General features: G+C 38.8%; 17 protein-coding genes and 1 pseudogene. 2 read left to right on the forward strand and 16 right to left on the reverse strand.

Annotated elements, in window-relative coordinates; all coding sequences use genetic code 11:
• From G593_RS0104830 to G593_RS0104875, 10 genes and pseudogenes are all read right to left on the reverse strand, one after another.
• The gene (locus G593_RS0104830; protein ID WP_005337983.1) at nt 1-1,509 is read right to left on the reverse strand and encodes a sugar ABC transporter ATP-binding protein; all 1,509 of its coding nucleotides are present in this window, start codon (nt 1,507-1,509) and stop codon (nt 1-3) included.
• 100 nt (nt 1,510-1,609) lie between these two features.
• Nucleotides 1,610-2,674: a substrate-binding domain-containing protein gene (locus tag G593_RS0104835; RefSeq protein ID WP_029730963.1), complete on the reverse strand. Its 1,065-nt coding sequence runs from the start codon at nt 2,672-2,674 to the stop codon at nt 1,610-1,612.
• 63 nt (nt 2,675-2,737) lie between these two features.
• Nucleotides 2,738-3,178, reverse strand: a complete 441-nt coding sequence (locus G593_RS0104840) for an RbsD/FucU family protein (RefSeq protein ID WP_005337987.1) — start codon at nt 3,176-3,178, stop codon at nt 2,738-2,740.
• A 50-nt stretch (nt 3,179-3,228) separates the two neighbouring features.
• The gene (gene rbsK / locus G593_RS0104845; protein WP_005337989.1) at nt 3,229-4,152 is read right to left on the reverse strand and encodes a ribokinase; all 924 of its coding nucleotides are present in this window, start codon (nt 4,150-4,152) and stop codon (nt 3,229-3,231) included.
• A 285-nt stretch (nt 4,153-4,437) separates the two neighbouring features.
• Complete coding sequence (locus G593_RS0104850; RefSeq protein ID WP_005337991.1) at nt 4,438-5,466, reverse strand: LacI family DNA-binding transcriptional regulator; 1,029 nt, start codon at nt 5,464-5,466, stop codon at nt 4,438-4,440.
• Nucleotides 5,467-5,644: 178 nt separating this feature from the next.
• Complete coding sequence (gene deoC / locus G593_RS0104855; protein WP_029730965.1) at nt 5,645-6,295, reverse strand: deoxyribose-phosphate aldolase; 651 nt, start codon at nt 6,293-6,295, stop codon at nt 5,645-5,647.
• A 96-nt stretch (nt 6,296-6,391) separates the two neighbouring features.
• Entirely contained in the window at nt 6,392-7,351 is a 960-nt protein-coding gene (locus G593_RS0104860; RefSeq protein ID WP_005337995.1) for a sugar-binding transcriptional regulator, read from the reverse strand.
• Between the two features lie 16 nt (nt 7,352-7,367).
• Nucleotides 7,368-10,061 (reverse strand): AAA family ATPase, encoded by a 2,694-nt coding sequence (locus G593_RS0104865; protein ID WP_029730966.1) that lies wholly within the window; start codon nt 10,059-10,061, stop codon nt 7,368-7,370.
• Nucleotides 10,058-11,194: an exonuclease SbcCD subunit D gene (locus G593_RS0104870; RefSeq protein ID WP_029730967.1), complete on the reverse strand. Its 1,137-nt coding sequence runs from the start codon at nt 11,192-11,194 to the stop codon at nt 10,058-10,060. Before G593_RS0104870 ends, G593_RS0104865 begins: the two co-directional genes overlap by 4 nt.
• Nucleotides 11,195-11,382: 188 nt before the next feature.
• Nucleotides 11,383-12,537 (reverse strand): annotated as a pseudogene (locus G593_RS0104875) (aspartate ammonia-lyase); the annotation flags it as partial.
• 41 nt (nt 12,538-12,578) lie between these two features.
• On the opposite strand from G593_RS0104875, the gene G593_RS0104880 reads away from it, so the two are divergent.
• On the forward strand, nt 12,579-13,121 hold the full coding sequence (locus tag G593_RS0104880; protein ID WP_242827042.1) for a LysR family transcriptional regulator substrate-binding protein: 543 nt from the start codon (nt 12,579-12,581) through the stop codon (nt 13,119-13,121).
• An 88-nt stretch (nt 13,122-13,209) separates the two neighbouring features.
• On the opposite strand, the gene G593_RS0104885 is transcribed toward G593_RS0104880, so the two are convergent.
• The 6 genes from G593_RS0104885 to rpsL form a co-directional block, all read right to left on the reverse strand.
• Entirely contained in the window at nt 13,210-14,562 is a 1,353-nt protein-coding gene (locus G593_RS0104885; protein ID WP_005338004.1) for a M20 family metallopeptidase, read from the reverse strand.
• A gap of 109 nt (nt 14,563-14,671) precedes the next feature.
• Entirely contained in the window at nt 14,672-14,830 is a 159-nt protein-coding gene (locus G593_RS20475; protein ID WP_005338005.1) for a hypothetical protein, read from the reverse strand.
• A gap of 140 nt (nt 14,831-14,970) precedes the next feature.
• Nucleotides 14,971-16,164: an elongation factor Tu gene (gene tuf, locus G593_RS0104900; RefSeq protein WP_005338007.1), complete on the reverse strand. Its 1,194-nt coding sequence runs from the start codon at nt 16,162-16,164 to the stop codon at nt 14,971-14,973.
• A 129-nt stretch (nt 16,165-16,293) separates the two neighbouring features.
• Nucleotides 16,294-18,411 carry an elongation factor G gene (gene fusA / locus G593_RS0104905; protein ID WP_005338009.1) on the reverse strand — a complete coding sequence of 706 codons (2,118 nt, stop codon included), beginning with the start codon at nt 18,409-18,411 and terminating at the stop codon, nt 16,294-16,296.
• Between the two features lie 17 nt (nt 18,412-18,428).
• Nucleotides 18,429-18,899: a 30S ribosomal protein S7 gene (gene rpsG, locus G593_RS0104910; RefSeq protein WP_207635665.1), complete on the reverse strand. Its 471-nt coding sequence runs from the start codon at nt 18,897-18,899 to the stop codon at nt 18,429-18,431.
• A 257-nt stretch (nt 18,900-19,156) separates the two neighbouring features.
• Nucleotides 19,157-19,576 carry a 30S ribosomal protein S12 gene (gene rpsL / locus G593_RS0104915; RefSeq protein ID WP_005331923.1) on the reverse strand — a complete coding sequence of 140 codons (420 nt, stop codon included), beginning with the start codon at nt 19,574-19,576 and terminating at the stop codon, nt 19,157-19,159.
• Nucleotides 19,577-19,849: 273 nt separating this feature from the next.
• Between rpsL and G593_RS0104920 the strand changes: the two genes are divergently transcribed.
• Nucleotides 19,850-20,611, forward strand: a complete 762-nt coding sequence (locus G593_RS0104920; RefSeq protein ID WP_005338012.1) for a sulfite exporter TauE/SafE family protein — start codon at nt 19,850-19,852, stop codon at nt 20,609-20,611.
• Nucleotides 20,612-20,653: the final 42 nt, after the last annotated feature.

The following is a 20,653-nucleotide window of genomic DNA, read 5'->3' on the forward strand; positions in this document are numbered from 1 at the left end:
TTATCCCTCAACAGATGCTTTCTTCAAAACATCCTCTTCTTTCAGAACTTTTATCTCATCATAATTAAATTCCCCAGTGATTCTTCCCTGTGCCATAACAAAAAGTCTATCTGACAGTCCCATGACTTCCGGAAGATATGAAGAAATCAAAATGATACCTTTCCCCTGTGCAGTAAGTTCTTCCATAATCTTATAAATTTCTTCTTTTGCACCTACATCAACTCCAACTGTAGGCTCATCAAAAATCAAGATATCTGGATTTCGGCAAAGCAGTTTTGCAATTACAACCTTTTGTTGGTTACCACCAGATAAATTCCCTGCTAATTGCATTATACTCGGTGTCTTTACTCGAACATCTTTAGAATATTTTTCTGCCCTCTCTGTCTCTTTTTTCAAGGAGATAACTCCTGCCTTGCTTATCATCTCATAGGAATTCATATTAACATTTGTCTTAATAGGAAGCGCCAAAGCAAGCCCATCTGAACGTCTATCTTCTGTCAAAAATCCAATGCCATGTTTAAGCGCATCCGCTGGATCCTTAATATCAACCTTTTTATTTTTCACATAAACATCACCACTCAGACGTTTATCCACACCACAAAGCGCTCTCATTATCTCACTTCGTCCCGCTCCAACAAGACCTGCAAAACCAATAATTTCACCCGCATGAAGGTTAAAATTAATATTTTTAAAATGTTTACTATCTGTAAAACCTTCAACTCTCAAAAGTTCCTTACCTGGTTTCTGCCTCTTAATATTATAAATATCAGACAACTCTCGTCCAACCATCATCGTAATCAACGAGTCTTTAGTAACTTCCTCAATCGGCTTCGTGTCTATATATGTACCATCTTTTAATATTGTAACACTGTCACATATATCCATAATTTCTTCCAATCGATGTGATATATATATAATACTAACTCCCTTAGATTTGAGCTCATCTATAAATTTATATAAAGTTTCGACCTTCTCATTTTCAAGAAGAGCTGTTGGTTCATCAAATATTACTATTCTCAAATCGTCACTGACAGAAATTTTACTAATAGTAACCATTGCCTGCATTGCAATTGGTAGACTAGAAATTTTCTGTCTCGGATTAACATTCATACCAAATTTATCAATTATTTTCTGACTATCATCATACATTTTCTTCCAGTCAACCATGCCGGTTTTAGTTTTTGGCTGACGTCCCAAAAAGTAATTTTCTGCTATACTAAGATCTGGTGCAATATTTACATGTTGATAATTTGCATATACACCGTGGCTTTGAGCCTCTAATGCACTTGTATTTTCAATCCAATTGCCATTATAATTCATCAACACTTTTCCTTCATCTGGTCTCTCAACACCCATGATGCATTTTATTAACGTAGACTTTCCAGCTCCATTTTCTCCACAAAGTGCTCTTGCTTCTCCAGCTTTTATCTCGAAACTCACGTTATTAAGTGCTGTTACACCAGGATAGAATTTACTGATATTTTCAATTTTTAAAATCGTGTCCTGCATAACCAATACCCTCTTTTTTAAATAAGGAGCGATGTAAAATCGCCCCTTACATCAATCATTATAAATGTTATTAAAGTGTAACTTCTATTTTCCTAAATTCTTATTTTTTAAGTCTTGTAGGATCAAGTAAATCCTGCATGTCACTCTGCTCCATGTTATCCTTAGTAATAACAACCGGTGGACAGTTAACTTGTTTCTTAGACTCTGGATTCTTTCCTGTAATTAATGTCTGAAGTGTATTTTCCATACATTTATATCCCTGTGCATATGCGTCCTGAACAATAATTGCATCCAATACACCATTTTTAAGTGCCTGAATTTCAATGTCATCTGAATCAACTGCTACATTAATAAATTTATCACCTACGTTAGAATCCGCAACTGCATTGCAAACACCATCACCTGTAATATTATTTCCAGAATACATACCAATCAGCTTATCTCCATATGTAGAAATGATATTCTCTGCATTCTTCTGTGCAGTTTCAACATCATTACCATTATAATATGTATCTGTTAATGTCAACTGAGGCGCAAGCTCTTTTATCTTGCTTCTAAATCCGTCAATTCTATGGTTAAGCGCTTCATTTTCAACATTTGTATTCATACCAAGGACACCATCTGTAATACCTTTTTTATCCATAGCGTCTTTGAATGCCTGCGCTGCCATCTCACCAATTGTATCATTTGAGCAATAATAGAATTCATTGTAATAATCTTCATTTGCCCCATCATCACCAGTTCCGATTCCACAGTTTACAAAGTTCAGTACAATACCTGCATTTGTAGCTTCCTGCGCTTTTGGCACTGTTGCATCAATTGCAAGCGTTGCTGTAACAATTGCATCTGGCTGTTTTCCAATACACTGCTCAAATGTTGTTACATAATCTTCTGTCTGACTCTCTTCAGCCGGTCCTACAACTTCATAATCAACTTTTATTCCTTCTTTTTCCTCAATATCTTTCATCGCATTCTCAATACCAATTCCAACATATGTCCAGAACTGAGATGCTGTAGATGGTGTAAGATAAATTACATGATAAGATTTCTTATCATCCCCACCTGATGAACCGTTGCTTTTTCCTGTTTTTCCGCTTGAACATGCTGCTAAGGAAAGTGTCATAACGCCTACCAATGCCAATGATACTAATTTCTTTAATTTCATGAATAATCCTCCCTTTTTCACTTTTTATGTTACACTTTAAAACAATTATGTAATTACAAACGACTACATAACACCTTTTTGTAAGATGAAACAACCATATGGCCTTGTCTCACTTGTGCACACTGTCAATACAGCTTTTCCAGCTTTATCATAAAATTTTGTTCTCTCAATTGGTCCTGCACAATTTTCATATCCGTTTCTCTTTGCAGCTGCAATTGCTTCATCCCATGTATCACACTGTTTCAAATCAACTCCTGAATCCGCATCCGGAACCATATACTCCAACGGTGTATCACAATACTCAACGTCCAATGGCATCAATTTTAAAATAGCATCAATCATTTCAGGTGCCGTATTTCCCTTTGCTTGTACACTAACTGCATTAGGAGACTTAGAATAAGGTGGATAGAAATGATCTGCAACCACTAAGATATCACCATGTCCCATGTCTGCCAGTGCCTTTAATAAATCTGATCCAATAATTTCCGGTATTCCTTTTAACATCTTTATATCCTCCTTTTATTTTAAATATTATTTTCTATTAAACCCCTGTTTTATTTATGCGCCTCCAGGAATTCATCTACCTCTTCTCTTGTTGGCATTGCTGGAGTAGTTCCTAGTCTCTGTACTGACAACGCTGCCAATGCATTTGCAAATTTAACCGCATCCCACAGTTCCTTCCCCTCTGAAAGAGCTGCAAGAAGACCACCATTAAATGCATCTCCTGCTCCAGTCGTATCAATAGCGTCCACTTTATATGCTGGCACAATCATCTCTTCACCTTTTGAAGAAACAAATACGCCTCTGGCCCCCAATGTAATAACAACATCTGTGACACCCTTTTCCCTAAAATAAGCTGCCGCTTTCTTTGCTGATTCAAGATCTTTCACAGAAACACCTGTAACTTCTTCTGCTTCTACTTCATTCGGAGTAACCATATAACATTTTGAGAGGAATTCATCTGTCATCGGTGCATATGGCGCTGTATTCATAATAACCTTACACCCATACTTATTGGCCATATCAACAAGCATTTCATTAGCATCTTGATTAACTTCTAGCTGAAGCAATACGTATTCACATTCTTTAATAATACTTTCAACACTTGCAACTTCCTCTGCAGTAATCGTATTACATGCTCCTGGAACAATAATAATTTCATTCTGACTCGTATTTTCATCTACTAAAATAAGCGCAATTCCTGTCTCTGTCTCTTCACTAACAAAAATATTATCCTTTGGCATTTTGAGTTCATCCATAGTATCCAACATTACATTTGCGAAGCTATCTGTACCAACCTTTGTCATCATCACAACATCTGCTCCTGCCTTATGCGCTGCCACACACTGATTAAATCCTTTCCCGCCAGGTCCCATTTTAAACATCGACCCTTTTACTGTCTCTCCCGGAACCGGAAGATGCGGCGACCTTGCCATAAGATCTACAACAAAACTTCCAAACACTGCGACCTTTTTCATGTTTTAGCCTCCTTTTATTTTTCAATCCGATTATCTCTTCCACCTCTCTATTTTGGAAGCGGTTTCTTTTCTATATTTCAATTTTACGTCCACCTCTCCTTCCAGTCAATTATTTTTTTGCTTTTTTGCATCTATTTGTATATATTCCTAATTAAGTTCTTTATTTTTAGTGCATTTTTCACAATTATTTTATCGGTAAATCCAAGAAACCGCTTTCTATTAATGTGGATATTTTAACAAAAAAAGGATAACTCCAACTTATTCTCTTCGTCATCCTTCTTTACATTATTTTTTCAATTTTTCCGATCCGCGAATAATCAAATTTGTTTTTACTATGTTTGTCCTCCTCATAATCTTTTCTTTTCCATTACCTGTCAGACTTTGAAAACTATATTCCAAAAGCTCTAGCGCTGCACAGCCCATTTCATATACCGGTCTGTCAACCGTAGTAAGATTTATATCCGTACAGCTTAATTCATGTATTTCATCGAAACAAACCATCGAAATATCTCTACCGATTTTCATATCTTTATCTTTCATAAACTTAAGGCATCCCAGCGTAATTAAATTATTAGAAGTAAATATCGCAGTTGGCGGTTCTTTTAAATCCATTAATCTTTGACAAGCTTGATATGCCGCATTCTCTTTAAAACTGCCTCCTACAATATAATCTGATTTTTTTTCAATCCCAGATTCTTCCAACGCCTTTTCATACCCCTTTAACCTCTCTCTTCCTGGTCTGGAGTTCCGTTCTCCTGTAATAATTGCAATCCTAGTATGTCCTGAATCAATAAGACATTTCACTGCTTGCCTTGCCCCCTCACAATCATCTGAAAATACTCCATCGAACTCGGCATGTATAATATCTCGATCTATCAACACAATCGGAATTTGATTTTTTTCTAGACTTTCCAATTTTTCCGCTGTTATTTTATCTTTATCACTGACCGGTATAATTACCAACCCTTTTATTCTTTCCTTTTGAACATCATTTAAAATACGATGTTCTATTTCTAGATTATCATTAGTTCCATACATAAACACATTATAACCGTAATGATTTGCAGTATCAGACAACCCGTGTAATATTTTACTAAAAAATGGATTTTCTATGTCTGGAGCTAGAAATGCTATGTTTCGCGTCTCACCAACACTCAAATTTCTCGCAAGAGAATTAGGTACATAATTTGTTTCTTCAATAATTTTTTGAACTTTTCTTCTAGTCTCTTCTCTAACACTTTTATTTCCATTTATTACTCTAGACACAGTAGCTGGTGATACATTGGCTTTTTCTGCTATATCATATATATTCATTTAGGTTCCCCACAATCCTTACTTTATGTAAGCGATTTCTATCTTTTAAAATAGCATTTAATAAAGATTATGTCAAACGTTTTTCTTTCTATCTTTCATTTTGTTTCATAAAAAAGAGCGTGTGAAAAAACAAGAGTTTTTTCACACGCCCTTTTCTTACTTTTCATATTTCAACAAATTAATTCAAAATTCCCGCTGCACTACTTGTACCAATTCTAGTTGCTCCTGCATCAATCATTGCCTGAGCTTTTTCAAAATCTCGCACACCTCCTGAAGCTTTCACACCCATATCTTTTCCTACTGTTTCTCTCATTAGACGGATATCTTCAACCGTAGCTCCGCCCGTCGAGAAACCTGTTGAAGTTTTGACAAAATCCGCTCCCGCTTCTTTCGCAATCTGGCACGCTTTTATCTTCTCTTCATCCGTAAGAAGACATGTCTCAATGATCACTTTAACAATAGCTTTTCCAGCAGCCGCTTTTACAACTGCCTCTATATCACTCTTAACATAATCCCATTCTCCGGCTTTAGCACGACCAATCTGAATAACCATGTCCACTTCATTTGCCCCTTTTTCAATACTATCAGCAGTCTCTGCCGCCTTTGACTCAGAAGTGCATGCTCCTAAAGGAAAGCCAATTACACAACACGTTTTTACTTCAGAACCAGACAGTTCTTTTGCAACTAATGGCACATAGCTTGAATTCACACATACAGAAGCACAACCATATGTCTTTGCCTCTTCACAAATTTTTACAATTTGCTCCGGTGTTGCATCTGCTTTTAATAATGTATCATCTAAATATTTTGCCATTTCTTTCTTATCCATTGTATTCTCCTCCTTATCCAGTTACATATGTGCATCTTTATGTAACTTTCGTTCCTTTATCTTGATACTAACACAACTATCTTTTTATGTCAACAATTATACCAACCTTTCTATGACATTCCCTGCCGTCTCTTCATCTGTAATTAGAATATTTATTATCCCTCCTCTAATTGCACCGCAAATACATTCAACTTTACTCTGTCCAGTTGCAACACCAATTCTTCTTTTCTTCTTTTTTAAATCTTCCAAAGTTACTGACACCGTACGTGAATCCAAATCTCTATCACATATTTCACCTTTTTCATTTATTATATGATCACATATATCTCCCACTGCACCTTTTTGCATTAATGCTTGCATTTCTTCATCACTAAGATATCCCGCACGATGAACTGCATTCTGAATCCCATATGCTCCCATAGTAATTAAAATTGTATCCGACTTATAACCATATTCCACTACTTTTTTCACATTAGAATCACTCACAAAAACCTCTTTAATCTCTTTACTATCCACAAGCGCTGGACACATTAATACATATGGTTTTGCATTCCATGCCTTTGCGAAATTTTTAGCAATTTCAGAAGAATAAATATTGTTTTGTACGTTACTAATTCCTCCGCACAACTGCACTACTATAACGTCTGACAATTCTCCTTTTTGACACAAAAAATTTGTTACTGCATACACCGTATTCCCCCAGGAAAAACCTATTACATCACCATTACGCACAACATTTTCCAAATATTCTGCTGCTGCTTTTGCAACTATATTTAATTTTGATGTATTATTTTTCTTTGGAACAATAATAACCTTATCAAGTCCTCCTAATTTTCTTAATTTTTGCTCCATTGCTTGTTCATAACCTTTGGGCGGTATAACTTTAACTTGAACAATCCCTGCTTCTTTTGCGTCAGCGAGCAATCTAGAAATATACGGCCTTGAACATTTAATTTCTTTTGCAATTTCTTCCTGACTCATTTCCTGTTCATAATACATCCTCGCAACTTTTATTAACTGTTCAACTTTTCTATCTCCATATCCCTTTTTTTCCACAATATACCCCTTCCTTTCAAATAATCTCCGCCCGACTTCCTCCGGCTTTTTCCTTTGTCACTATAATCTGTCTGTCAATTCTTTCCTTCAATTCTCCTACATGTGAAATAATTCCAACAAGTTTATTGCCTTCCGTCAATCCAGCCAGGGCTTTTATTGCCTGCTCCAGCGATTCTTCGTCCAACGAGCCAAAACCTTCGTCCACAAACATCGTATCCAGACGGATTCCTCCGGCTCTTGACTGAACTTCATCCGAAAGCCCCAGCGCTAATGAAAGTGAAGCTTTGAAAGACTCTCCTCCAGACAATGTCTTAACGCTTCGTCTTGTGCCATTATAATGATCAATGACATCTAGTTCCAGACCGCTCTGGCTTCGATTATTTCCAGCCACAACACTTCTTGCGAGTTCATATTGTCCCTCCGACATAACCATAAATCTTACGTTTGCCCGCTGTAAAATCCGTTCAAAGTACGCCATCTGAACATAAGTTTCCAGCATGATCTTTTCTTTCCCGGAAATGTTTCCATTTGCCGTATTTGACAGTGCTTTCACCAGCGCCCATTTTTGTTCCAAAACTATGATATCTTTCGACTTCTGTTCAATATTCAAAAGAGCTTTTTGATTTGTCGCCAGCCGTAGTTGAAGCTCTTTTAATATCCTTTCATAATCAGCTCTTTGTTCCACTAATCTTGTCTTTTTTTCCTGTTCGCACTCCACAAAAAATTCTCCGAGATTCTCAAGCTGCTTATGGCATTGCTCCAGTTTTCCTTCCAGCTTTCGCATATCGCCATTCCATTTTTGCAGATTTTTCTGAGCTGCTTCATATTCCGTCTGGCTGTTTCTTTTCAATGTCTGCAGGTTCTGAAGTTCTATTTCAGCCTGTTTCCAGTCTTCATACCTGAGATTCTGCTGTTGCTCTTCAAACTGTTTGTTTTCCATATCTATCTCTGCTTTTAAAGCTGCAATCTGACCAGATATTTTTTCTCGTTCCTCACGTTTCGTAGTAATCTGCTCTTGTATCTTCTGAATTTGATTTTGGAGTAATTGATATCTTTCAACCTTTTTCTTATTACTTTTCATTTGTTCTTGAAGTTCGTATTCTTCATCTGTGAGTCTTTTTTTCTGCTCCTCAATCTGCTTCTGATCCGCCGCCCGTTCTTTTTGAGCATTTACTTTTCCTAATAGTTCAGCCGCCTCCCGGCTGGCAGTCTCCATCTGATTCCTTGCCTGTTCCCATTTTCGCTTAACTTCTTCCAATTCTTTCTGTGACGGAATATATTCCGTACCACAAGCTTTTTTAGGATGCTCTTTGGAGCCACACACCGGGCACGCTTCTCCTTCTTTTAAATGCTTTGCCAGCACTCCTGCCTGCCCATCTAAAAAGGTCTGATATGCGAGATCATACTCTGTCTTTCTTTCCTTTGCAATCTGAGATTTATCCACATACTGCTCTTGAATCTCGGAAAGCTTTCCACAAAGGAAATGATACTTCTTTGTATTTTCCACAGCCTGTTTTAGTTCTTCTTTTTCAGAATCTAATTTTTCCTTTCGAAACAGTAATTCCGTCTTCCGTTCCGGCTCATTTTCCAATTGTATTTTCTCGCTTTCATCATCCTTCAGACGCTTTTGTAACTCTTCTCTTTCAATGTCCTGCGTTTGTAACCTTTCTTTCTCCTCTTTTAGAAATTTTTTTCTTTCTATTATTCTCTTTTTCTTTTCTTCTAGTTCTTGATAAATCGATATCTGTGTCTGAATTTGAGCAATTTTTACTTCCAGCTCCTCTCTATTTTCCTGCTTTTTCTTTTGTCCTTCCCACTCCTGTTGAATTTTCTCGCCTTGTTCCTGCACCTTTATATAATCAGCTTCAGCCAATTCAAGCGTACGAATCGTCTGTTCTCTCGTCTGCGCTTTTTGTAAATGCTCTTGTATCTGCTCCAACTCTTTTTGTAGATTCTGAAGCTTGCAATTTATATTTTCCGCTTCTTCCTGATCTAATCCTATCACGTCTTTTATCTCAGCAATTGCTTCTTCCATAGGAAGTTTTGCATAGTTGATCTCTTCTTTTCCCAACACTCCTTCTAAATATTGATTTACACTTCTTCTTGCAAATTCCAGCTCATCCGAAAGTTTACCAGATTCCGCTTTCAATTTTTCCTGCAAAATCTGATAACCGCCTGTCTTAAAAATCTCCCGGAAAATTACCTGTCTTTCTTTTGTATCTGCCAGTAATAATTTTTGAAAATCTCCCTGTGCGATCATCGCAATCTGAAGAAATTGATTTCGATTCAGACCTAAGATTTCAACAATTGCTTTATTCACTTCTTTTTGTTTTGTAACTACACGACCATCCGGATATGTCAATTCGGCCTCTGCTCTCTGAAGTGTCATTCCTCCACCTTTTTTTGCCGGTCGTTCATACTCCGGATTTCTCCGGACTTTATATTCCTGCCCCCCATTTTCAAAAAGAAGTTCTACCTCTGTCGGAACTTGCGCATCTGCATATTTTGACCGAAGCATTGCCGGTTCCCGATTCTCACCACTGGCCGCACCATATAATGCATAGACAATACCATCAAAAATTGTCGTTTTACCTGCTCCTGTATCTCCGGTGATCAAATACAATCCACCTGTTCCAAGCCTTTCCATATCCAGTTCCTCGCAACCTGCATACGGTCCAAATGCAGATAGTTTTAATTTTTTCGGTCTCAATTCTTATCCTCCCAGATTTTTTCAATTAACGAATGAATCAATTGCTTCTGTTCTTCATTCATTTCCTGATTATTCTGTTTTTCATATAAATCTTCAAATATATCAAACGGTGTTTTTTCTTCTACTTCCTGCACATCTGCAAATGATTTTCTTCCACGCGTCCTTTGATTGTCATAATCCAATTTCATAAGATTCGGATAAATGACTTGTAATTTCCGTACCGCGTCTGGTATATCTTCTTCATCTGTCAATGTAATATGCATATAACAATTTCTGTCCAGACTGTCATAATAAGATTTTTCCGCCACTTCCATATAGCTTCCTTTTATCTCATACCAGTCATGTAAAGGATTCATTTCTTTTGTTCGAATAACTACATTTCCCTTTTGTTTCATTTCTACGATTGTCACGGATTTTTTGTGATGAATCTCCGAAAAGGAATATTTTAATGGAGTTCCACAATATCGCACTGTCTCTCTGCTAATCTTCTGCGGTCCATGAATATGGCCCAGTGCTACATAATCAAAATTTTCGAATACATTTACATCTACATTATCTGTTCCCCCCACAGAAATCTCTTCCGACTCACTTCTCTTCGCCCCAGTTACAAACTGATGTGTCACGATTACATTTCTTTCATCCGGATTTACTTTCATCTGCTCCACTGCGATGCGCAAAGCATCTGTATAATTTTCCACCTGTTCATCTTCAAAAAAATGTTTTACGTTTACCGGCTTTACAAATGGTAACAAATAAATATTAACCGGTCCCCATTCATCCGTCAGTACAATCGCATCCGTCTTTCCAGAATATGCCGGTGCAACATACACACCACTTTCTCTCATCAATCGACCGCCAAATGCAATTCTCTCCGCACTGTCATGATTACCACTGATTATGAATGTCTGCACTTTTTTTCTTGATAACTGACACAAAAAATCATCAAATAACTGGATTGCCTCTATAGGCGGTATTGATTTATCGTAGACATCTCCCGCAATGAGAACTGCCTCCGGCTTTTCTTCGTCAACGACAGTAAGTATTTTCTTTAAAATATCTCTTTGATCTTCCAGCATCGAAAACTCATTCACACGTTTTCCCAGATGCAAGTCCGATATATGTATAAATTTCATGGCAGTCACACCTCATTCTTATTTTTAATCCCATGTGCTTTTATTATATCGATGTTTTTTTCTGTAATCAACCATTCTCTCTCCCGACTATATCACTCAAAATCTTTCCTGTGTAATAAATACAAAACCCCAGAGTTCCAAAGCTCCGGGGCATATATCATATGTGATTTTCATCTTAATTTTTCATCTTAAATTTTCATAAGAACATCTTTTCCTGAAATACCTGGTTCTGTCATATGAATTGGATCAAGAATTCGACTCAGTTCCTCTTCATCCATAATATTTTCTTTCAAAATCAAGCTTCTTACAGATTCATTGGAATTAATTGCTTTTTTCGCAATGTCTGCTGTTTTTTCATAACCTACATACGGACAAACCGCTGTAATGATTCCTACACTGTTTTCTACCAACTGACGACATCTTTCTTCATTGGCCGTAATTCCTACGATACAATTATCTACGAGTGTCTCAACTGCATAGCCAAGCGTATCGATAGACTGGAACATACAATAGAAAATGATAGGCTCAAATGCATTTAATTCTAACTGTCCTGCTTCGACTGCCATTGTAATTGTCATATCATTTCCAATAATATTAAACGCTACCTGATTAACTACTTCCGGAATAACCGGATTTACTTTACCAGGCATAATAGAGGAACTATTCTGTTTTGCCGGAAGATTAATCTCTCCAAAACCAGCACGCGGACCGGATGACATAAGTCGAAGGTCATTAGACATTTTTGAAAGTGTTACGGCACATGCTTTCACTGCACCGGAAACAGCAACAAAGGAATCCAGATTCTGTGTTGCATCTATCAGATCAAATGCCTGTATAAACTCCATTCCTGAAATTTCTGAAAGGTTAGGAACAATTCTTCTCAAATAATTCTCATCTGCATTGATACCTGTTCCAATGGCGGTTCCTCCCATATTGAGAGTACGCATCTCATCCATTGCCTTGTCCATTCTGTGGATATCTCGCATGATCGCTACTGAATATGCTTTAAATTCCTGTCCCAGACGAATCGGCACTGCATCCTGCATCTGCGTACGTCCCATCTTGATTACATGATCAAACTCTTTCGCTTTTTCATTAAGCGCATCATAAAGACGCAGAAGTTGTTTCTTTAAATTCTGCAACAGATGAAGTGAAGTCATCTTTCCGGCAGTTGGTATGACATCATTTGTCGACTGGCTACAGTTCACATCATCGTTCGGATTTACAATTGTATAATCTCCTTTTTTTCCTCCAAGAATCTCAATTGCACGATTGGCAATGACTTCATTGGCATTCATATTTAAAGAAGTTCCTGCTCCCCCCTGTATAGGATCTACTATATATCCAGATTTCTCTCGTAGAGGAAAGCAGCGCGAATCTTTCTCTGCTCCTCCAAGCAGGAAAACTAGATTTAATGATCGATAACTGTATTTTAGATGAGCAGATTTTTGATCACTATGTTTATCAAAAAGAACATCTTTTACTTGCCGTTCCCAAAAGCTACTCCGTAAATACCCGACTGCAAGAATATCAGATTCCTATTGAGACCATTCATGACGGTAGTTTCCTTTCTCCGGAGGTTCTTTCCGTTCCACTAAACAGTTTTGCAAATGAGTCCTTTATTATTCTACGTTCAGATAACGATACCGGTAAGCGTGCTCTAACGATTTGCCAGGAAAACAACTTTACTCCGCATACAATTTTTCGACTAGATCAACAGATGACCGCCTATAATATCGCCTGTTCTGGAATGGGGATCACTTTTATCGGGAATCTCCTGCTCGCAAGCGCACCGGCAACTTCAGAACTTATTTTTTATAAACTTCCCGGCAAGAACTGTAATCGAAATGTATCATTTTACTGGAAAAAAGGACGCTACATCAGCAGAGCTATGGAAGAATTTCTGAAAATTGCTCTCCCTCGATAACACTGGAAATGGAATTTCCTATGAAATAATAAAATCGGGAGCACCCGCCTCACAGATGATCCTGATTTTATTATTATATTTTTACATTCTATATAGCAAGAAGATTCTTGATTGCTTCCATATAAATCAGAACAGCTTCTTCCATCTCGGATACAAGAATATATTCGTCTGAACCATGGATACGATAATCTACTCCTAGTTTTTCCGGTCCAAATGCAATAATATTTTTCAATGTTTTTGCATAAGTTCCCCCACCAATTACCATTGGCTCATTTTCCGTATCTCCTGTCACATCAACATACGCTTTGTATAAGGCCTCTACCAGCGGTGACTCTCTTGGGAAAAACAATGGATTCCCGATACTGTTAATTTCAATTCGTCCATTTTCATCCTCTAATTTTCCTTCACACATACTGCGGATATCTTCCTCTTTAAATGTAACCGGAACACGGATATCAATTGTACAAGAGATCACACCATCTTCTGTTTTCACAATTCCGTTACAAAGTGTCAATTCTCCATATGCATCTTGGCATTTCAATCCAACTCCAACTCCATCACAAGAAGTTCCAATATGTGAATTATAGAATTTTACAAAGTCATCTTCGAATCCAACTTGCTCCAGACATTCAAATATCACGCCTGCTGCATTCACACCAAGTGTCGGTGTACTTGCATGTGCCGGAACACCTTTCGCTTCAATATGGATTTCTCCATTCTCTTCTGTAACTTTATATTCCTGAAGTTTTGTGTTAGCAAAAGCGGCTTCCAATGTTTCTTTCAGACCATCTTCTGCCGGAATAACTGCTGTGCAGTTATCACATACTGCATTAGATACAAAACCACCATTCATAGCAATAATCTTTGTGTTCTTAGAATACACAGTCATACCCATATGACCTTTTTCTCCATGAATACATGGGAAACTTGCATCTGGAGTAAATCCACAGGATAACTCCTCAGCTACTTCATTATAATGCTGCATACATCTAGAACCTGTTTCCTCATTACATCCCATAATAAGACGAACACGTTTATTAAGTTTTACGCCTGAATCACGCAGTAATTTCATCGCATAAAGAGCTTCCATCACAGGTCCTTTGTCATCTGTAGTTCCACGTCCATACACATAATCACCTTTACGTGTCAATTCGAATGGATTATAGCTCCAATCTCCACCTACAGGTACAATATCAAGATGTCCGGCGATACCAACAATTTCGTCTCCTTCTCCCATCTCTGCATAACCACAATAATTGTCCAAATTCACTGTACGGAATCCCATCTCTTCCGCAATTTGAAGTCCTACGCTAAGTGCTTTAGCTGGTCCTTCTCCAAATGGCTTTCCTTCTTCCGGTGTGCCAAGCTGTGAATCAATTGCTACCAATCTTCCCAAATTAGCAACCATCTCTTCTGATAATGCATGAATCTTTTCTTTCATCTTAATTTATCCTCCAATTTTTTTATTATTATTGTTAAAATTTTTAATTCTATAACGTATATAATCCATGTAGGATCACGTAATAGTCCCCTCGCTCGTTGCATCGTCTTTACGCATCAAAATCGGCTTCAAATACTCCTTCCGGTGTGCGCATTGTCAAAATACCAAGATTAAAATCTTCATCTCGGATTGTAATATGATATTCAAAAATAACTTCCTCATCAAATTTAGACAATAACAAATACTCTCCATTTTCTTTTCTGGCCAACTATTATTATCCTATCATAACTTCCTGTAGAATACAATTTATATGCTACAGCGTTCTCACTTTTCTATTATATTAAAAACCCCAGAAGCCTAAGCTTCTGGGGTATATATTTGAGTTAATATTCTGATAACAGATTATAATTACTCGATGATTGTAGCAACACGTCCTGATCCTACAGTACGTCCACCTTCACGGATAGCGAAACGAAGTCCCTGCTCCATAGCAACTGGGTGAATCAGTTCGATTGTCATCTCTACGTTATCTCCAGGCATGCACATCTCTGTTCCCTCTGGAAGCTCGCAAACACCTGTTACGTCTGTTGTTCTGAAGTAGAACTGTGGACGATAGTTGTTGAAGAATGGAGTATGACGTCCACCCTCGTCTTTTGTCAGTACATAAACCTGAGCTGTGAATTTCTTGTGGCATGTAACTGAACCTGGTTTACAAAGAACCTGTCCTCTTTCGATGTCTGTTCTCTGGATACCACGAAGAAGAGCTCCGATGTTATCTCCAGCCTGAGCCTCATCAAGAAGCTTACGGAACATCTCAACACCTGTTACAACTGTTTTCTTAACATCCTCATGGATACCAACGATTTCAACTTCGTCAGATACATGAAGAACACCACGCTCTACTCTACCAGTAGCAACTGTTCCACGTCCTGTGATAGAGAATACGTCCTCTACAGGCATAAGGAATGGCTTATCTGTATCACGCTCTGGATCTGGGATATAAGAATCTACAGCATCCATAAGCTCCATGATCTTATCTCCCCACTCTGACATTGGATCCTCAAGAGCTTTAAGAGCAGATCCCTGGATGATTGGTGTGTCATCTCCTGGGAACTCATACTCGTCTAACAGCTCACGGATTTCCATCTCAACGAGCTCAAGAAGCTCTGGATCGTCAACCATGTCACATTTGTTCATGAATACAACGATGTAAGGTACACCTACCTGACGGGAAAGAAGGATATGCTCTCTTGTCTGAGCCATAACTCCGTCTGTAGCAGCTACAACAAGGATAGCTCCGTCCATCTGAGCAGCTCCTGTGATCATGTTCTTAACGTAGTCAGCATGTCCTGGGCAGTCAACGTGTGCATAGTGACGTTTCTCTGTCTCATACTCAACGTGTGCTGTAGAGATTGTGATTCCACGCTCTCTCTCTTCTGGAGCTTTATCGATGTTCTCGAAATCTACAGCTGCGTTACCCTCAACTCTTGCTGCAAGTGTCTTTGTGATAGCAGCTGTAAGAGTTGTTTTACCATGGTCAACGTGACCGATAGTACCGATATTACAATGCGGTTTTGTTCTTTCAAATTTAGCCTTTGCCATTTTGAATATCCTCCTTAAATATATGCTTTTAAAGCATTTTCTAAAAATATTTTACGATTACTCGGCTAGTTTTGATTATATTTCAAATCATACAGTTTTTCAAGCCTTTTTGCGCCTTTTTACAAGGAATTAAGCATTTTTATTGGATAATACCTTCTCCTGTACAGACTTTGGTACCTGCTCGTATTTCTCGAAGAACATTGAGTAGTTACCACGTCCCTGTGTTCTGGAACGAAGGTCTGTAGAGTATCCGAACATCTCTGCAAGTGGTACATAACCATGTACGATCTTACCACCGCCAAGATCATCCATGCCCTCGATACGTCCACGACGTGAGTTGATATCACCGATAACATCTCCCATGTACTCTTCTGGCATTGTTACCTCAACCTTCATGATAGGCTCAAGAAGTACCGGATCTGCCTTCTTCATAGCATCTTTAAATGCAAGTGATCCTGCAATATGGAAAGCCATCTCACTGGAATCGACCTCATGGTACGATCCGTCATATACGTTAGCGTGAATACCAACAACCGGGAATCCTCCAAGAAGACCTGACTGCATAGCTTCCTCAATACCTTCTCCGATCTTCGGAATGTACTCTTTCGGAATAGCTCCACCAACTACAGTAGACTCGAATTTGAATGTCTCCTCACCGTTAACATCCATAGGCTCAAATTTAACTTTACAGTGTCCGTACTGTCCACGTCCACCAGACTGTTTAGCATATTTGCTATCTACATCAACAGCCTTAGTAAATGCTTCTTTGTATGCAACCTGTGGTGCACCAACGTTAGCTTCTACTTTGAACTCACGAAGAAGACGGTCAACGATGATCTCCAGGTGAAGCTCACCCATTCCGGCGATGATTGTCTGTCCAGTTTCCTGATCAGTGTGTGCACGGAATGTAGGATCCTCTTCTGCAAGTTTTGCAAGGGACTCACCAAGTTTACCCTGGGAAGCCTTTGTCTTAGGCTCGATAGCGAGCTCGATAACTGGCTCTGGGAATTCCATAGACTCCAGAATTACTGGGTGCTGCTCATCACAGATTGTATCACCTGTTGTAGTGAACTTGAATCCGATAGCCGCAGCGATATCTCCGGAATAAACCTTATCCAGCTCTTCACGCTTGTTGGCATGCATCTGAAGGATACGTCCAACACGCTCTTTTTTGTTCTTTGTAGCATTCAGTACATAAGAACCAGAGTTCATTGTACCAGAGTAAACTCTGAAATATGCCAGTTTACCAACGAATGGGTCTGTCATAATCTTGAATGCAAGTGCTGAGAATGGCTCCTCATCTGAAGAATGTCTTACAACATTGTTTCCATCCTCGTCCACACCTTCGATTGGTGGGATATCTGTTGGTGCCGGCATATACTCGATAACTGCATCAAGCATCTTCTGAACACCTTTATTTCTGTATGCTGATCCACATGTTACAGGTACTGCTGTACACTCACATGTTGCTTTTCTTAAAGTTGCTTTTAACTGCTCGATTGAAGGAATCTCGTCTTCAAGATACATCATCATAAGCTCGTCATCCAACTCACAAATCTTCTCAACCATCTCTGTGTGATAAAGCTCAGCATCATCTTTCATATCTTCCGGAATATCAGTGATTGTGATATCATTTCCCTTATCATCGTTGTAGATGTAGGCTTTCATTTCCATCAAATCAATGATTCCCTTGAAATCATCTTCTTTACCGATTGGCAGCTGAAGAACGATTGCATTTTTACCAAGTCTTGTTCTGATCTGATCTACAGCATTGTAGAAATCAGCACCAAGAATATCCATCTTGTTGATGAATGCCATTCTTGGAACGTTGTATGTGTCAGCCTGACGCCATACGTTCTCTGACTGTGGCTCTACACCACCCTTAGCACAAAATACACCTACTGCTCCGTCCAGTACACGAAGTGAACGCTCTACCTCAACAGTAAAGTCAACGTGTCCCGGAGTATCAATGATATTGATACGATGCTCAAGAGCACCCGGCTTCGGCTTACAGTTCTCTTCCAATGTCCAGTGACATGTTGTAGCTGCAGAAGTAATTGTGATACCTCTTTCCTGCTCCTGCTCCATCCAGTCCATAGTAGCAGTACCTTCATGAGTATCACCAATCTTATAGTTTACACCGGTATAGTAAAGAATACGCTCTGTCAGTGTAGTCTTACCAGCATCAATATGAGCCATGATACCGATGTTTCTGGTTCTCTCTAATGGATATTGTCTCTCAGCCATTATTGCCTCCTAAAATATTAGAAACGATAGTGAGCAAATGCTTTGTTTGCCTCAGCCATCTTGTGCATGTCTTCTTTCTTCTTTACAGATGCACCAGTGTTGTTTGCTGCATCAAGAATCTCATTTGCCAGTCTTTCTTCCATTGTCTTCTCGCCTCTCTGACGGGAATATGTTGTAAGCCAGCGAAGCGCTAAAGTCTGTCTTCTGTCTGCTCTTACCTCGATTGGCACCTGATAGTTTGCTCCTCCGATACGTCTTGCCTTTACCTCAAGTACTGGCATGATGTTGTTCATAGCCTCTTCGAATACTTCGATTGCTGGCTTCTCGGATTTGTCTGCGATTCTTTCGAATGCTCCATATACAATCTTCTGTGCAACACCCTTCTTACCGTCTAACATGATGTTATTGATAAGCTTTGTTACCACTTTACTATTGTACATTGGATCTGCTAATACGTCTCTTTTCTGAGTATGTCCTTTACGTGGCACGGTCCTTCCCTCCTTAAACATTTTGATTAATTCATAGGTACTCACATGTGTCGTTCTGATGATACAGTGTAGTGCAAAGACATAACTCAACATCTATATGTCTCGCAACTTACTCAATCATAGTTCTGTTTGTGAATATAAATTCATATGGCAGTTCTTCTTACTAAGCTCGTGAACTACCTCGCTAAGTTCCGAAGAACAATCTTCGTACTAAATTCACATTCCCCTTGCGGTCATGCTCATTAAGTGCTCAGGATTTATTTAGCGTCTTTTGGTCTCTTAGCGCCGTATTTAGAACGAGCCTGTCTTCTCTTAGCAACACCTGCTGTATCAAGTGTTCCTCTGATGATGTGGTATCTTGTTCCTGGAAGGTCTTTTACTCTTCCTCCACGAATCAGTACAACACTATGCTCCTGAAGGTTATGTCCTTCTCCTGGGATATAGCTTGTTACTTCGATACCGTTAGAAAGACGAACTCTGGCGATCTTTCTAAGAGCTGAGTTAGGCTTCTTAGGTGTAGCTGTCTTAACAGCTGTACATACGCCTCTCTTCTGTGGAGCAGACTCATTAGTTGCTCTTTTCTTAAGAGAATTGTACCCTTTCTGAAGTGCAGGAGCTGTAGACTTCTTTACAGATGTCTGACGTCCTTTTTTTACTAACTGGTTAAATGTTGGCATTCTCTTTCACCTCCTATGATAGTAATAAGTTGCCTCGTTTACACGAAATATGCGCACTAAAAACTAATGCCTTTTTATGCACGCTAGATTATAGTATTATGAAACCGCTTAATTGTCAAGGGGTTTTGCAAGATTTTTACAGAGTTTTTCTACGGATTTACATAACGTTTTTCATGGATTTTCCCCTTGTCATTTAAATTATCTTTCTCTATAATAAAAAAGATTTCTTTTCTGGAATCAAAGTATTTTACAAAAGACAGGAGAACACTTGATATGAATATCACACTTCATACATTTTTAGTCGTATGCCCGCTTGTTTTTCTCGCCGGGCTCGTCGACGCCATCGGTGGTGGCGGCGGTCTGATTTCACTTCCAGCTTTTTTAATTGCCGGGCTTCCGCCTCATGCAGCAATTGCCACGAATAAAATATCCAGTCCATTCGGAACTGCACTTGCCACTTACCGTTTTGCGAAAGCAAAACTCATTAATTTAAAGCTGGCAGCGCCTGCGGTAGTCGCTGCGATCTGCGGTTCTTTCATCGGTGCACAGATCTCCCTTCGCGTCCCGGAACACATTCTTTCCTATGTATTAATGGTAATCCTTCCGGTATCTGCATTTCTCGTATTAAACAAGAAATTATTTAACGATGAAGGGAGCGAAGAGATCACTCTGAACCGAAGAACTTACTTAACTGCAACGATAGCTGCATTTATCGTCGGATGTTACGACGGATTCTATGGACCGGGAACCGGAACATTTTTAATTATCGCGTTCACAGTATTTGCTCATCTGAACATCCAGACCGCAAATGCACAGGCAAAAGTCATCAACTTGACTACGAACCTGACCGCTCTTGCAATCTTTCTTTACAATGGACAAGGCGTTTTAAGTCTCGGACTTGCATCTGCAGCCTGCAATATGCTTGGCGGATACATCGGTGCCGGACTTGTGATGAAAAACGGTTCTAAAATTGCCAGACCAAGTATTGTATTCGTATTATTCCTGCTTGCACTAAAAGCACTTGGGGTTTATTAATTCAGCACAATCACCAAAAGGGACAGCCTTAATCAGCGATGG

The organism is Dorea sp. AGR2135, assembly GCF_000420885.1.
Taxonomy (GTDB): Bacteria; Bacillota; Clostridia; order Lachnospirales; family Lachnospiraceae; genus Dorea; species Dorea formicigenerans.

What these genes read in the sequence shown, in the direction of transcription:
- G593_RS0104830 (WP_005337983.1), bottom strand. Translation starts at nt 1,509, where the DNA reads ATGCAGGACACGATTTTAAAAATTGAAAATATCAGTAAATTCTATCCT.
- G593_RS0104835 (WP_029730963.1), bottom strand. Translation starts at nt 2,674, where the DNA reads ATGAAATTAAAGAAATTAGTATCATTGGCATTGGTAGGCGTTATGACA.
- G593_RS0104840 (WP_005337987.1), bottom strand. Translation starts at nt 3,178, where the DNA reads ATGTTAAAAGGAATACCGGAAATTATTGGATCAGATTTATTAAAGGCA.
- rbsK (WP_005337989.1), bottom strand. Translation starts at nt 4,152, where the DNA reads ATGAAAAAGGTCGCAGTGTTTGGAAGTTTTGTTGTAGATCTTATGGCA.
- G593_RS0104850 (WP_005337991.1), bottom strand. Translation starts at nt 5,466, where the DNA reads ATGAATATATATGATATAGCAGAAAAAGCCAATGTATCACCAGCTACT.
- deoC (WP_029730965.1), bottom strand. Translation starts at nt 6,295, where the DNA reads ATGGATAAGAAAGAAATGGCAAAATATTTAGATGATACATTATTAAAA.
- G593_RS0104870 (WP_029730967.1), bottom strand. Translation starts at nt 11,194, where the DNA reads ATGAAATTTATACATATATCGGACTTGCATCTGGGAAAACGTGTGAAT.
- G593_RS0104885 (WP_005338004.1), bottom strand. Translation starts at nt 14,562, where the DNA reads ATGAAAGAAAAGATTCATGCATTATCAGAAGAGATGGTTGCTAATTTG.
- tuf (WP_005338007.1), bottom strand. Translation starts at nt 16,164, where the DNA reads ATGGCAAAGGCTAAATTTGAAAGAACAAAACCGCATTGTAATATCGGT.
- fusA (WP_005338009.1), bottom strand. Translation starts at nt 18,411, where the DNA reads ATGGCTGAGAGACAATATCCATTAGAGAGAACCAGAAACATCGGTATC.
- rpsL (WP_005331923.1), bottom strand. Translation starts at nt 19,576, where the DNA reads ATGCCAACATTTAACCAGTTAGTAAAAAAAGGACGTCAGACATCTGTA.
- G593_RS0104920 (WP_005338012.1), top strand. Translation starts at nt 19,850, where the DNA reads ATGAATATCACACTTCATACATTTTTAGTCGTATGCCCGCTTGTTTTT.